At 58.3% G+C, this 13,861-nt stretch carries 9 protein-coding genes and 3 rRNA genes; 11 read left to right on the forward strand and 1 reads right to left on the reverse strand.

The window, feature by feature from the left end; translation table 11 throughout:
* Positions 1-15 precede the first annotated feature (15 nt).
* Entirely contained in the window at positions 16-216 is a 201-nt protein-coding gene (locus JI721_RS08430; RefSeq protein WP_274454438.1) for a hypothetical protein, read from the reverse strand.
* Between the two features lie 403 nt (positions 217-619).
* Here JI721_RS08430 and JI721_RS08435 point away from each other — a divergent pair.
* The 11 genes from JI721_RS08435 to JI721_RS08485 all read left to right on the forward strand — a co-directional run bounded on the left by JI721_RS08435 (position 620) and on the right by JI721_RS08485 (position 13,827).
* Positions 620-2,153: ribosomal RNA gene (locus tag JI721_RS08435) — 16S ribosomal RNA — on the forward strand.
* A gap of 254 nt (positions 2,154-2,407) precedes the next feature.
* A 23S ribosomal RNA gene (locus JI721_RS08440) occupies positions 2,408-5,359 on the forward strand.
* 199 nt (positions 5,360-5,558) lie between these two features.
* A 5S ribosomal RNA gene (gene rrf / locus JI721_RS08445) occupies positions 5,559-5,675 on the forward strand.
* Together the 16S, 23S and 5S rRNA genes form the textbook arrangement of a ribosomal RNA operon.
* A 145-nt stretch (positions 5,676-5,820) precedes the next feature.
* Positions 5,821-6,936 carry an o-succinylbenzoate synthase gene (gene menC, locus JI721_RS08450; RefSeq protein WP_274454439.1) on the forward strand — a complete coding sequence of 372 codons (1,116 nt, stop codon included), beginning with the start codon at positions 5,821-5,823 and terminating at the stop codon, positions 6,934-6,936.
* A 57-nt stretch (positions 6,937-6,993) separates the two neighbouring features.
* Entirely contained in the window at positions 6,994-7,446 is a 453-nt protein-coding gene (locus JI721_RS08455) for an NfeD family protein (protein WP_274454440.1), read from the forward strand.
* A gap of 73 nt (positions 7,447-7,519) precedes the next feature.
* Entirely contained in the window at positions 7,520-8,485 is a 966-nt protein-coding gene (locus JI721_RS08460; RefSeq protein WP_274454441.1) for an SPFH domain-containing protein, read from the forward strand.
* Between the two features lie 38 nt (positions 8,486-8,523).
* On the forward strand, positions 8,524-9,195 hold the full coding sequence (locus JI721_RS08465) for a response regulator transcription factor (protein WP_274454442.1): 672 nt from the start codon (positions 8,524-8,526) through the stop codon (positions 9,193-9,195).
* 284 nt (positions 9,196-9,479) lie between these two features.
* Positions 9,480-10,688 carry a CpaE/TadZ family protein gene (locus JI721_RS08470; RefSeq protein ID WP_274454443.1) on the forward strand — a complete coding sequence of 403 codons (1,209 nt, stop codon included), beginning with the start codon at positions 9,480-9,482 and terminating at the stop codon, positions 10,686-10,688.
* 250 nt (positions 10,689-10,938) lie between these two features.
* The gene (gene ftsE / locus JI721_RS08475; protein WP_274454444.1) at positions 10,939-11,625 is read left to right on the forward strand and encodes a cell division ATP-binding protein FtsE; all 687 of its coding nucleotides are present in this window, start codon (positions 10,939-10,941) and stop codon (positions 11,623-11,625) included.
* Positions 11,615-12,505, forward strand: coding sequence for a permease-like cell division protein FtsX (ftsX, locus tag JI721_RS08480; protein WP_274454445.1), 891 nt, complete (start codon positions 11,615-11,617; stop codon positions 12,503-12,505). The genes ftsE and ftsX overlap by 11 nt, the downstream gene beginning before the upstream one ends.
* Before the next feature lie 5 nt (positions 12,506-12,510).
* Entirely contained in the window at positions 12,511-13,827 is a 1,317-nt protein-coding gene (locus tag JI721_RS08485; RefSeq protein ID WP_274454446.1) for a PDZ domain-containing protein, read from the forward strand.
* Positions 13,828-13,861: the final 34 nt, after the last annotated feature.

Consider the following 13,861-nt stretch of genomic DNA (forward strand, 5'->3'; position numbering starts at 1 on the left):
CTTGACTGAAGGGTGTTATTGAAGATCGCGTTCGCTGCGTGTTGTGTCGTCGGTTGCGTCACGTGCCGAACGTACGTCGGGCAGCATGAAGCTGCTGCCTTCAGTTGTGATGCTGCCATGTGAAAAGCCGGCCAATTGCGGGTGCGCCCGGAGTTGGCCGGCTTTTTGAATGGGTGTGCCGTGTTGCCGTTCAGCCCGCGCCGTGTTGCTGTTCAAGCCCGCGTGCCCGTGCCTGGATAGACGGGCATCTGGACTGCACCTCGTGCATACCCATGCAGGGCTGCTCGCTTTATAGGTGCGCCTCCTTCCTAAGGCTGCTTTCTTCGCGTCTCGTGCGCCTCTCTTGGCTCACATAAATAAATTTCAATTTGGGCACGAATACCAGTTGATCTCGCCTATCCAGCGTGGTATATTAGTCGATGTCGCCGCCGAGGCGGCCGGGTTGAATACCACCCGAAATTCCGCGTCACATCAAGCTTTTCTCCACGTTGACCCGGTTTGAACCGCCAAACGAGAGACAAGTTGTGAAGCGGAAGGCAATGTTGGTTCCTTGAAAACTAAACACGCAAGAAAGCGACAGTGTAGTTTAATCGACGAAAGTCGAATGAGCAAGACAAACCTTTTTGAGAGTTTGATCCTGGCTCAGGACGAACGCTGGCGGCGTGCCTAATACATGCAAGTCGAGCGGACCCTTCGGGGTCAGCGGCGGACGGGTGAGTAACACGTGGGTAATCTGCCCAACTGACCGGAATAACGCCTGGAAACGGGTGCTAATGCCGGATAGGCAGCGAGCAGGCATCTGCTCGCTGGGAAAGGTGCAAATGCACCGCAGATGGAGGAGCCCGCGGCGCATTAGCTGGTTGGTGGGGTAACGGCTCACCAAGGCGACGATGCGTAGCCGACCTGAGAGGGTGGACGGCCACACTGGGACTGAGACACGGCCCAGACTCCTACGGGAGGCAGCAGTAGGGAATCTTCCGCAATGGGCGCAAGCCTGACGGAGCAACGCCGCGTGAGCGAAGAAGGCCTTCGGGTTGTAAAGCTCAGTCACTCGGGAAGAGCGGCAAGGGGAGTGGAAAGCCCCTTGAGAGACGGTACCGAGAGAGGAAGCCCCGGCTAACTACGTGCCAGCAGCCGCGGTAATACGTAGGGGGCAAGCGTTGTCCGGAATCACTGGGCGTAAAGCGTGCGTAGGCGGTTGCGTGTGTCCGGGGTGAAAGTCCAGGGCTCAACCCTGGGAATGCCTTGGAAACTGCGTAACTTGAGTGCTGGAGAGGCAAGGGGAATTCCGCGTGTAGCGGTGGAATGCGTAGATATGCGGAGGAATACCAGTGGCGAAGGCGCCTTGCTGGACAGTGACTGACGCTGAGGCACGAAAGCGTGGGGAGCAAACAGGATTAGATACCCTGGTAGTCCACGCCGTAAACGATGAGTGCTAGGTGTTGGGGGGTACCACCCTCAGTGCCGAAGGAAACCCAATAAGCACTCCGCCTGGGGAGTACGGTCGCAAGACTGAAACTCAAAGGAATTGACGGGGGCCCGCACAAGCAGTGGAGCATGTGGTTTAATTCGAAGCAACGCGAAGAACCTTACCAGGGCTTGACATCCCCCTGACAGCCGCAGAGATGCGGTTTCCCTTCGGGGCAGGGGAGACAGGTGGTGCATGGTTGTCGTCAGCTCGTGTCGTGAGATGTTGGGTTAAGTCCCGCAACGAGCGCAACCCTTGAACTGTGTTACCAGCACGTGAAGGTGGGGACTCACAGTTGACTGCCGGCGTAAGTCGGAGGAAGGCGGGGATGACGTCAAATCATCATGCCCTTTATGTCCTGGGCTACACACGTGCTACAATGGGCGGTACAACGGGAAGCGAGACCGCGAGGTGGAGCAAACCCCTGAAAGCCGTTCGTAGTTCGGATTGCAGGCTGCAACTCGCCTGCATGAAGCCGGAATTGCTAGTAATCGCGGATCAGCATGCCGCGGTGAATCCGTTCCCGGGCCTTGTACACACCGCCCGTCACACCACGAGAGTCGGCAACACCCGAAGTCGGTGGGGTAACCCGTCAGGGGGCCAGCCGCCGAAGGTGGGGTTGATGATTGGGGTGAAGTCGTAACAAGGTAGCCGTATCGGAAGGTGCGGCTGGATCACCTCCTTTCTACGGAGTAAGAGGCACTGTCGCGGTGCGTGTTTAGTTTTGAGGGAGCCAAAACTGCGCAAGCAGGCAGGCGAACTCAAAGGGGCTTTGGATGTGCGAAAGCAGATCAAGAGCCGGAATGTACCTTGGAAACTGGATAACGACTCCTATGAAGAAGTCAAACCGACACGAACACAGTGGGTAACTGTGAGCATGCGGAATTTGAGACGCGAGGAATGCGAAAGCAGTCCGAAGCGGATCGAAGGACGCAAACAGGTGAAGGTAGGAAGGGCGCACGGAGGATGCCTAGGCGCCAGGAGCCGACGAAGGACGGGGCGAACACCGAAATGCCACGGGGAGCTGTAAGCGAGCATGGATCCGTGGATGTCCGAATGGGGGAACCCACTGACCGTCATGGGTCAGTACCGCTTACTGAATACATAGGTAAGTGGAGGCAACCGGGAGAACTGAAACATCTCAGTACCCCGAGGAAGAGAAAACAAACGTGATTCCGCAAGTAGTGGCGAGCGAACGCGGAAGAGCCCAAACCAGTGCTGTGTAAAAGGTTGCAGCCGTTGCAGGACTGGGGTAGCGGGACTTGTGCGGAGGGCACTGCAAGGCCGTCGCGAAGTGAGAAACTGAGTCTGTAGTCGAACGGCATGGGAAGGCCGGCCAGAGACGGTGAGAGCCCGGTAGGCGAAACAGAATCAGCTTCGTGGCACAAGGACCCAAGTACCGCGGGACACGAGAAACCCCGTGGGAATCCGGGAGGACCACCTCCTAAGGCTAAATACTCCCTGGCGACCGATAGCGGATAGTACCGTGAGGGAAAGGTGAAAAGAACCGCGGGAGCGGAGTGAAAGAGAACCTGAAACCGTGTGCTTACAATCAGTCGGAGCATGCGTGACATGTGACGGCGTGCCTTTTGTAGAATGAACCGGCGAGTGATGATGACGAGCGAGGTTAAGGCGGGAAAGCCGGAGCCGCAGCGAAAGCGAGTCTGAAGAGGGCGGATAGTTCGTTGTCATCGACCCGAAACCGGGTGATCTACCCCTGGTCAGGGTGAAGTGCGGGTAACACCGCATGGAGGCCCGAACCCACCGGCGTTGAAAAGCCGGGGGATGAACTGGGGGTAGGGGAGAAATTCCAATCGAACCCGGAGATAGCTGGTTCTCCCCGAAATCGCTTTAGGGCGAGCGTCAAGGGAAGAGGGACGGAGGTAGAGCACTGATTGAGTGCGGGGCCCGACCAGGGTTACCAAGTTCAGTCAAACTCCGAATGCCGTTTTATCAACCTTGGCAGTCAGACTACGAGTGCTAAGATCCGTGGTCAAAAGGGAAACAGCCCAGACCAACAGCTAAGGTCCCGAAGTGCCAGTTAAGTGGGAAACGATGTGGCGGTGCACAGACAACCAGGATGTTGGCTTAGAAGCAGCCACCATTGAAAGAGTGCGTAATAGCTCACTGGTCGAGTGCTGCCGCGCGGAAAATGTAACGGGGCTAAACTGGACACCGAAGCTATGGATGCAGGAATGCATGGTAGGGGAGCGTTCCATGGGCGGAGAAGCTGAGCTGGGAGGCTTGGTGGAGCGCATGGAAGTGAGAATGCCGGTATGAGTAGCGAAAAGACAAGTGAGAATCTTGTCCGCCGAAAGCCCAAGGGTTCCTGGGGAAGGATCGTCCGCCCAGGGTAAGTCGGGACCTAAGGCGAGGCCGAGAGGCGTAGTCGAAGGACAACGGGTGGAAATTCCCGTACCACCGAATAGCGCATGAGCGAAGGGGTGACGCAGGAGGAGCAGGGAAGCGCCCGGCTGGAAGAGGGCGTCCAAGCAGCGAGGGTGGCGTGCAGGCAAATCCGCACGCTGGGAAGCCTGAGCTGTGAAGGGGAGGGAAGAACAGTACCGAAGTCCTGAGCTTCACACTGCCAAGAAAAGCCTCTAGCGAGTTATGAGGTGCCCGTACCGGAAACCGACACAGGTGGGCGCGTGGAGAACACGGAGGCGCGCGGGAGAACTCTCGTTAAGGAACTCGGCAAAATGGCCCCGTAACTTCGGGAGAAGGGGCGCTCGAGAGAGCCGCAGTGAAAAGGCCCAAGCGACTGTTTAGCAAAAACACAGGTCTCTGCGAAGCCGAAAGGCGAAGTATAGGGGCTGACGCCTGCCCGGTGCTGGAAGGTTAAGAGGAGGGGTTAGGGGAAACCCGAAGCTCTGAATTGAAGCCCCAGTAAACGGCGGCCGTAACTATAACGGTCCTAAGGTAGCGAAATTCCTTGTCAGGTAAGTTCTGACCCGCACGAATGGCGTAACGACTTGGGCGCTGTCTCAACGAGAGACCCGGTGAAATTGTAATACCTGTGAAGATGCAGGTTACCCGCGGCTAGACGGAAAGACCCCGTGGAGCTTGACTGTAGCTTGATATGGGAGATGGGTATGTCATGTACAGGATAGGTGGGAGACAGAGAAGCATGGGCGCCAGCCTGTGTGGAGTCGACGTTGGGATACCACCCTTGAGATGCCTGTCTTCTAACCTGGCCCCTTGAAGCAGGGGCGGGGACAGTGTCAGGTGGGCAGTTTGACTGGGGCGGTCGCCTCCTAAAAGGTAACGGAGGCGCCCAAAGGTTCCCTCAGCGCGGATGGAAATCGCGCGGTGCGTGTAAAGGCAAAAGGGAGCTTGACTGCGAGACGGACAGGTCGAGCAGGGACGAAAGTCGGGCTTAGTGACCCGGTGGTTCCGAGTGGAAGGGCCATCGCTCAACGGATAAAAGCTACCCCGGGGATAACAGGCTGATCTCCCCCAAGAGTCCACATCGACGGGGAGGTTTGGCACCTCGATGTCGGCTCATCGCATCCTGGGGCTGAAGTCGGTCCCAAGGGTTGGGCTGTTCGCCCATTAAAGCGGTACGCGAGCTGGGTTCAGAACGTCGTGAGACAGTTCGGTCCCTATCTGCCGCGGGCGCAGGATACGTGAGAGGAATTGTCCTTAGTACGAGAGGACCGGGATGAACCGACCGCTGGTGTCCCAGTTGTGCCGCCAGGCGCAGCGCTGGGTAGCCAAGTCGGGGATGGATAAGCGCTGAAAGCATCTAAGCGCGAAGCCAGCCTCAAGATAACGTATCCCATCCGGTCAACGGAGTAAGACCCCTCAAAGAAGATGAGGTAGATCGGTCCGGAGTGGAAGCGTAGTGATACGTGGAGCGGACGGATACGAATCGGTCGAGGGCTTCACCAGCGTGGTGTTGGGGAAGACGGGAAGCATAGGGGAAAGTCGTTATCTGGTTTGCAAGGTACAGCACCTTGCATTGAGAGCTTGGACAGATGCGAGTAGTGCGAGGAACGGAACGAGCGAGGATGGGAGCGTACAAGGATGTACGTGACCGACGAGCGAGGGAACGTGACGAAGCAATACGAAGCATATGGACAAGCGAAAGTCTGGTGGCAATGGCGGAGGGGACACACGCGTACCCATCCCGAACACGACCGTTAAGACCTCCAGCGCCGATGATACTTGGGGTGAAGACCCCTGGGAAAGTAGGACGCCGCCAGGCGAGAGAAGACAGGGCCCAGCAAAGTGCTGGGCCCTGTTGCATATGAGGCGGGAATCCAGCAATACGGGATTGCACGGTCATTGTGAATTCAGCATAAAGAATCAGCCAAATCACAAAGCGAGCCAACAGGAGAGAGGTCATCGGTATGCGGATTTCTGGGATACGACTGCGGAAACTGCGGCTTCCGCTGCGGGAGCCCTTTGAGGCGTCGTATGGTGTGGAAAACGATAAGGTGGCAGTCATTGTGACTGTCACGGCCGACACGGGCGCCGTCGGTTATGCAGAGTGCGTCGCAATGTCCGCGCCGCTCTATACAGAGGAAACCGTAGAAACCGCCTGGTACGTGTTGCGCACCTTTCTGGCCCCCAGGCTCATGGGGGTTGAAGTCTCCTCGCGGGAGGACCTTCATGCCATCGGCAAACGATTTTCTTTCGTCCGCGGCCACCAGATGGCGAAGGCGGCGCTGGAGATGGCAGTGTGGGACCTGTATGCGCATGTTGCCGGTGTCCCGCTGCATCGGCTGCTCGGCGGGACGCGCTCGGAGATTCCGGTGGGGATCAGTGTCGGGATCCAGCCAGATACACGGCAATTGCTGCGAAAGGTCGAAGGCTACCTCGCGCAAGGGTTCCAGCGCGTCAAAATCAAAATCAAGCCCGGTTTTGACATGGCTCCGGTGCAGGCCGTGCGAGCGGTGTTCCCGGATGTTCCGTTGATGGTCGATGCCAACAGCGCCTATACGCTGGCGGACGCCGAGCACCTGCGCAGACTCGATGCGTTCGGTTTGCTCATGATTGAACAGCCGCTTGCCTGGGATGATATGGTCGATCACGCCGCTTTGCAGCAGCAGCTGGAGACGCCAATTTGTCTCGATGAAAGCATTCGAAGTGCGGCAGATGCGCGCAAAGCCATCGAGCTTGGCGCCTGCAAGGTCGTGAACCTGAAACTCGGCCGCGTAGGCGGATTTGCGGAAGCGCTGCGGATTCACGATTTGTGTCAGGACGGCGGGCTGGACCTGTGGTGCGGCGGCATGCTGGAGACGGGGATTGGGCGCTTGCACAACATTGCCGTCACGTCGCTCGCCGGATTTACACTGCCTGGCGACACCGCACCGAGCGACCGCTACTTTGCAGAGGACATCATCTCGCCGCCTGTCGAGTTTTCCAGGCCCGGCATGCTTGCGGTGGAGGAAATCCCGGGCGTGGCGTCACGGGTGAACGAAGCAGCGCTCGAGAAGTGGGTTGTCGAGGAAACTCGACTATAGTCAAACCGGCCAAGATGTGACACAATCGACTCAAGACTCGAAGTTGAGGTGACATCTATGGCCTGGTGGATCTGGTTCGTCATCGCTGTCGTGCTTGGCGTCATCGAATTGACGAGTGTCACCTTTGTCTTGTTGTGGATCGCGATCGCGGCGCTGTTGGCCTCTGTATCGACCATCGTGATTCCGTCCTTGTGGGGCCAGGCGGTTGTCTTTGCCGTCGCCAGCATCATTCTGTATTTGGCGAGCCGTCCTTTGGCGCGCAGGTGGAAGCGCTCACGGCGGCCGTATGAAACGCATTTGGCATCCCGGGTCAACCAGACTGGCGTCGTGGTGCGGGGCGCCCTGCCGGGCGCGTTTGCAACGGTCCGGGTGCAGGGCGAGTTGTGGAGCGCGACTTGTACAGAGCGACTCGAGCCAGGCCAGCAGGTGATTGTGACAGACGCCTCGGGCACGGTGTTGACCGTGGTGCCGGACGGCAGCGCGGTCGACCCGCACTCGCCGGCGAATTGAGCGCAGGTGGGACCAAGCCGCACATGCGACGCGTGGAATGAAAAATAGAACGTAGGACAGGGGCGGGGTCACGATGATTACGACGATTGTCGTCGTAGTGATTATTCTGTTGGTTGTCGTCATTTTGCTGCGAGGAATTCGGATCATTCCGCAGCAGCGCGTTGCGATTGTGGAACGGTTGGGTCGTTACCACGCGGCTTTATCGGCCGGCGTAAACATCATTGTGCCTTTTGTCGACCGTGTCGTGCGCACGCTCGACTTGCGTACGCAGCAGGTGGTGGTGCCGCCGCAGGTCGTGATCACCAAAGACAACGTGCAAATTCAGATTGACACCGTCTTTTTCTATACAATTGTGGAGCCGAAAATGGCGACGTACAACATTGCTGACGTGGTGCAGGGGATTCAGAACATCACGGCGGCCAACATCCGCCAGGTGGCGGGACATATGGAACTCGATGAGACACTGGCTGGACGCGACCGCATCAGCATCTCGCTGCGCACGGCCCTGGATGAAGTCACCGAATCATGGGGGGTCCGCATCGACCGGGTGGAAATCGTGGACATTAAACCCCCGCGTGAAATTCAGGACGCGATGGAGAAGCAGATGAAAGCCGAACGGGAAAAGCGCGCGAACATCCTGCAGGCGGAGGGTGAACGCCAGTCCAAAATTCTGCAGGCGGAAGGTGAGAAGCAAAGCGCCATTCTCCGCGCGGAGGGTGAGCGGGAAGCGCGCATTCGCCAGGCGGAGGGCCTTCGTCAGTCGCAGCAGCTCGAAGCGGACGGCCGTGCACAGGCGATTCGGCTTGTGGCGGAAGCCGAGAAGACGCGCATTGAAATGTTAAGGGCGGCGGGGCTGGACGCGAACGTACTGACGTATCAGTCGTTTGACGCCCTCAAGGGCATCGCGGAAGGACCGGCGACAACCTTGTTTGTCCCGTCCGAGGCGGTGGGGGTGTTGAGCGCCCTGGGGACGTTGAAGAAAGCCTGGCAAGGAACGTCGGACGAAGATGGGGCTGACCAACACGGCACCAAGCAGTGACGCTGCCGGGGGGCAGCGAATCTGAAGGAGGATTCCCTGTGGCAGGGGTCATCAAAATCTACAGCTGGAAAGTGATTCCGCTCCTGGAGCTGGGGCTGCAGTGTTTGTTTGACGATCAGCGCGGCATGGCGTTTTGCGGCGGGTATCAAGACCTGAACCGTCTGCTGGAGCAGGTACAGACCGCGCCCGTCCATGTGCCGCAAGTCATTTTCGTGGATTACTTGGAAGGATACGAGCGGCATCCCGCGTCGTTGTCCAGCCTGAAAGCTGGTTCGCACCAAGTCCGCGTCATTTTCCTGCTGCCACGAAGTGAGGATGATGCGTTGTTCATGCGCGCCTTGCGTGCCGGGGCAGATGGCTACATGCTGCAGTCTTCCGCCGCGGATTTGGTGCTGCAGGCGGTGCGAACGGTTGCGGCGGGCAAGTCGTATGTTGGACCAGAGGTGGCGCCTGTGATGCTCGACGCACTGCGGAAACCGATGTATGTTGCGCAGGTGCCGAGCGTGCAGCTGCCGTTGTCCGATCGCGAGCGCACGTTGATTCAATTGGCTGCAGACGGACTCAGCAATGCCGAGATCGCGGACGCCCTCGGGTTGGCGGAAAAGACCGTCCGCAACCTGTGGTCCAGCCTGTTTGAAAAGCTGGGCATGGAAGACCGCACACAAGCGGTGCTCTGGGCTGTCCGTACGGGTCACGCCGTTCTCCGCTGAAACATCCTCGTCTTTCCCTTCGATTCACTTGGCAAGTCTGCCTGCCGGGACAAAAGTCCTATCGATTTCGGGACAAAATACCGTGGGTTCATTCGATTCTACAGATTATGATAGGCATTGCAACTTGTTCCACTCGACGGTACGGCGACACAATCCAATGCACTTCAACCGGTGGTTGAGTCGCAACGCACGTGACGCAAACAACGCGCCCTGCTGGCCGCGCCGTCCTGAACGGTGACGATGCGAGCGGGGCGCATTTCGTTAGAAGGAAATGAGGGATGGGTGTGTCAAACACCATTCAGGTGATGATTGTAGATGACTCCGATGAGACACGGCAATCTGTGAAAATGCTGCTCAGCTTCGCCGATGGCATCGACGTGATTGCGGAAGCTGGTAATGGCGAGGAAGCGCTGCAGAAATTGTCGGATCTGTCACCTGATGTGGTGCTAATGGACATCAATATGCCTGTGATGGACGGTATCCAGACCACGGATGCCATTTCCAGACTGTACCCAGAAATCTCTGTCATCGTTCTTTCTGTGCAAAACGACATGGATTATGTCAGGCAGTGTATGCGCGCTGGCGCCAAAGACTACTTGTCGAAACCCGTGACCATGGACGTGCTGATTGGCACGATTGAATCCGTCGTCCAGTCTCAGCGCGAGCGCCATGCCCGGACGCCCGTTGCACTGCTGTCCGAGCGTCTGGCGCCGCGCGCCCGGGTTGTGTCCGTCATCAGTGCCAAGGGCGGCGTGGGCAAGACAACGGTCGCTGTCAACCTCGCCGCAGCCCTGGCGCAGCAGGAGAAGAAGGTCGCGCTGGTCGATCTCGACCTGCATTTTGGCGACGTCAGCTTACGAATGAACATTCACCCTGATCGTACGATTTCGGACCTGGTCAGAGAGTCGGCTGAGATGGATGCAGACATGCTGCGGCGATACCTGATGCACGTCCATGACATGTGCCTCCTGTCCGCGCCAAGGCGGCCGCAGGAGGCCGAATCCGTGACGGTGCTGCATCTGCGCCGCATCTTACTGGCGCTGAAAAAACATTTTGACTACGTTATCGTGGATACCGCCCCGGGTGTCAACGACCTGCTGCGCGCCATCGTCGAATCCTCCGATGAAACCCTCGTCATCAGCACGTCCAATCTTGCCGTTTTGAAACACAACCGGATGCTGGTGCAGCTGCTGGCTGATTTGCCAAACGGTTTGGATGGCATCAAACACATCCTGAACCGAACGAGCAGCCGGCCCCCGCTCAATCCGACGGACGTAAACAGAATCCTGGAAGCCGAGGTGTACTGCGAATTCGGCAACGAATCGCAGCTGGTTGAGACATCGATTGATGACGGGATCCCGTTTGTGATTCGTGACCCGAGTCATCGACTGAGCCGGCAGTTTTATGCCTGTGTGGCCAAACTGGGCGACACACAGCCGAATCCGCTCCTGCGGCGAAACCCTTTGCGAAAATTGATGGGCAGGCGCGGCTGACACGAGGCTCACGTCCGTCGAGGCAGGGATGAAGGGTGTGCCGCGCGGTCATGACATTGCAAGTCATCCAAGTATTGGTCCGTTTGTTCGACAATTTTGAACAGGAATTTCGCTCGCCGCGTCGAAGTTCACGAACTAGAGATCGTGCGCTTCGGCGTGGATTTTTACACGTGGGCTCATCCTTGGCAAGCGCATGGAGGCCCAGCCGCGCTTGGAAGCAGTAAGGCAATGCATTGAAGGGAGTTCCGTTATGATTGAAATGCAAGACGTCTGGAAGGTGTATCCGAACGGGACGGCTGCGCTGAACGGGATTTCCGTAAAAATCGACAAAGGCGAATTCGTGTATGTTGTCGGACCCAGCGGCGCTGGCAAGTCTACCTTCATCAAATTGATGTATCGGGAGACACGTCCTACCAAAGGGCACATCTTTGTCAATGGGTTTAACATCGAGCGCCTGAAGGACCGCAAGGTACCGCTTCTTCGAAGAAACATCGGCGTCGTTTTTCAGGACTTTAAGCTCTTACCCAAGCTCACGGCGTATGAAAATGTGGCCTTCGCACTGGAAGTCATCGGCGCTTCGCACAGACAGGTGAAGCGGCGAGTCGGTGACGCCCTGGATTGGGTGGGTCTCGGCGACAAAATGCATATGCTTCCGTCGCAGTTGTCCGGCGGTGAGCAGCAGCGCGTGGCCGTCGCGAGGTCACTGGTGAACAACCCGGCGGTCATCATCGCGGACGAGCCGACCGGAAACCTTGACCCCGATACGTCATGGGGCATCATGAAGCTGTTTCAGCGCATCAACGAACGCGGCACGACGATTGTCATGGCCACGCATAACAGGGACATCGTGAACACCATGCGCAAGCGCGTCATTGCCATTGAAGCCGGACAAATCGTTCGAGACGAAAGCAAGGGATCCTACGGCTATGAAGATTAAACTGGGAAGGCATTTGAAGGAGAGCATCAAAAACCTTGCGCGCAACGGCTGGATGACGTTTGCGTCGATCAGTGCCGTCACCATTACGCTGTTGATTCTGGGCATTTCCTTGGTCATCGCCATGAACGCGCAGCAGATGTCTTCGTCTGTCCAGGGGCAGCTGAGTATCAGTGTGTTCATGAAACAGTCCGTTACCGATCAGCAGGCTGCGCAAGTTGCCGACCAGGTTCGGACGATGCCCGGTGTGCGCTCCGTTCAGTTGGTCACCAAAGCCCAGGGCATGGCCTCGCTGCAGAAAGACATGAAGCAGTATAGCAGCGTGCTGAAAGGGTTGAAGGCGGACGACACCCTGCCGGACAAGCTGGTGGTCAAGGCGACAGACCCGCGCAACACCATCGCGCTCGGTCAGAAGTTGGCCAAGCTGCCGGGGGTTGCCGAAGTCAATGATGGACAGCAGGTGGTCAACAAGCTGTTCCGGTTCCTGGATATCGTTCGCAACATTGGGCTCGTCTTTGTTGCGGCGCTGATTTTGACAGCCATGTTTCTCATTTCGAACACCATCAAAATCAGCATTTTTGCTCGTCGGCGCGAGATTGAGATTATGAAACTGGTCGGTGCGACGAACTGGTTCATTCGCTGGCCGTTCGTGTTTGAGTCGCTCATCATCGGGGTGATTGGCGCGCTCATTCCCTACGCGGTCATCGTCATCGGCTACCATTCTCTCTACATGCATACCGGCGGCGAGTTCGCGGTGCTGGTGTTTCAGTTGGTCAAAACGGTCGATCTTGCGGCCAAGCTTGCCGGCGTGCTGTTTGGCATCGGCATCATCATCGGGATTTGGGGCGGCATTATGTCAGTCCGAAAGTTTTTGAAGGTATGACGCCAATGTACGGACAGAGTCTGATCCATGGCCTTCTCACCCTGCTTCTCAACCCGCTGCTGTATGTGGGGGGCGTGCTCATGGTGTGGGAGCGTGCACGCGCTGCCAATCATGAGCGCCGCTTTTTTGGCACGCGCGTCTCGCGGGTTTGGCGGCCCGTCTTTGCCCTGTGGGGGCAAAGCTTGGCTGGCGGGGTGGTCATCAGCGCTGTCTGTCTGTTCACCGGGGCCCGTGTGACCCCAGTCGACGCCGCCGTGGTCACTGCATTCACACTCATCTTCGGCGCGATTCGCGCCCGGCAGTTGTCGCCGCTGTACGGAATTGCCTGCCTGCTGATGGCCGTGTTTGGGATTCGCATAAGCGGCTGGCAAGGCGCAGACACACCGTCCGCAGGCCTCCTGTCCCAATGGATATCGTCGCTGGCGCATACGGATGTCAAAAGTTGGCTGGCCATCGCCGCTGCGGTGTGTTTGCTGGAAGCTGCGCTGCTTTGGTTCAACCGCAGCCAGCGTCCTGCCCCTGCCTACGTGCTGGGAAAACGCGGGCGTCCAGTGGGGGCCCTTTTGACGCAGTGGAGTTTCCTGGTACCGATGGTCACGTTCGGCCCAGGGCCGAACCCGATGCCGCACATGCCTGGCGGCGTGTGGCCGCTCCTCGGGGCGGTGGCCGGCGGCTGGTCGCTGTGGGGGCTTCCGTTGTTAATGGGCACCAGCGGGTTCTCCATCACGACCGTCCCCAGCGAACGAGCGCTTGGCACCGCCAAGTACATGCTGCTGGCCGGGGTATTGCTTGCGGCGGATGTGTATGCCGTGGACGCGTTCGGACTCGGGTATGTCTGGGCCGGCATCGTGATCTGCTTGGTGGCAAGGGAGTGGACCGTGTGGCGGACGCGTCTGCGCGAGACGAAAGGGGAGCCCCTGTACGCGCAAGTGCCGATGGGCGTGCGCGTGCTGGGGACCAGCCAGGGGTCGGTCGCGGATGAAATGGGGCTGCTGCCTGGGGAGATCATTACCCAGGTCAACCAGGTCCCTGTGCACAGCAATTACGACCTGCACTTCGCATTTGAACAAAATCCGGCCTATGCCAAGCTGCACGTGCTGGATGCGCGGGGCGAGATGCGCATTGTCGGGAAACCGGTGTACACCGGGGAACGAAACCAGCTAGGGCTGGTACTTGTGCCGGACGGGGGCAGTCTGACCTGCTACCGCAAGTTCGGCTACGGGCTGTTTGAGGTGCTGTATGCCAAGGTGGCCACGCGGGAGGCACTGCCGGTTTGGGTCGACTGGGCAGAAATCGAGTCCGCACCCACCACCGATTCGTAGCCGCGGCCCGCTGCGGCGGACGAGGGATAGACAG

This window comes from Alicyclobacillus cycloheptanicus (assembly GCF_028751525.1).
GTDB classification, from domain to species: Bacteria; Bacillota; Bacilli; order Alicyclobacillales; family Alicyclobacillaceae; genus Alicyclobacillus_L; species Alicyclobacillus_L cycloheptanicus.

Excerpts from the sequence above, each read along its gene's own strand:
- menC (WP_274454439.1), top strand. The coding sequence starts at position 5,821 with ATGCGGATTTCTGGGATACGACTGCGGAAACTGCGGCTTCCGCTGCGG.
- ftsX (WP_274454445.1), top strand. The coding sequence starts at position 11,615 with ATGAAGATTAAACTGGGAAGGCATTTGAAGGAGAGCATCAAAAACCTT.
- ftsE (WP_274454444.1), top strand. The coding sequence starts at position 10,939 with ATGATTGAAATGCAAGACGTCTGGAAGGTGTATCCGAACGGGACGGCT.
- JI721_RS08485 (WP_274454446.1), top strand. The coding sequence starts at position 12,511 with ATGTACGGACAGAGTCTGATCCATGGCCTTCTCACCCTGCTTCTCAAC.
- JI721_RS08460 (WP_274454441.1), top strand. The coding sequence starts at position 7,520 with ATGATTACGACGATTGTCGTCGTAGTGATTATTCTGTTGGTTGTCGTC.
- JI721_RS08455 (WP_274454440.1), top strand. The coding sequence starts at position 6,994 with ATGGCCTGGTGGATCTGGTTCGTCATCGCTGTCGTGCTTGGCGTCATC.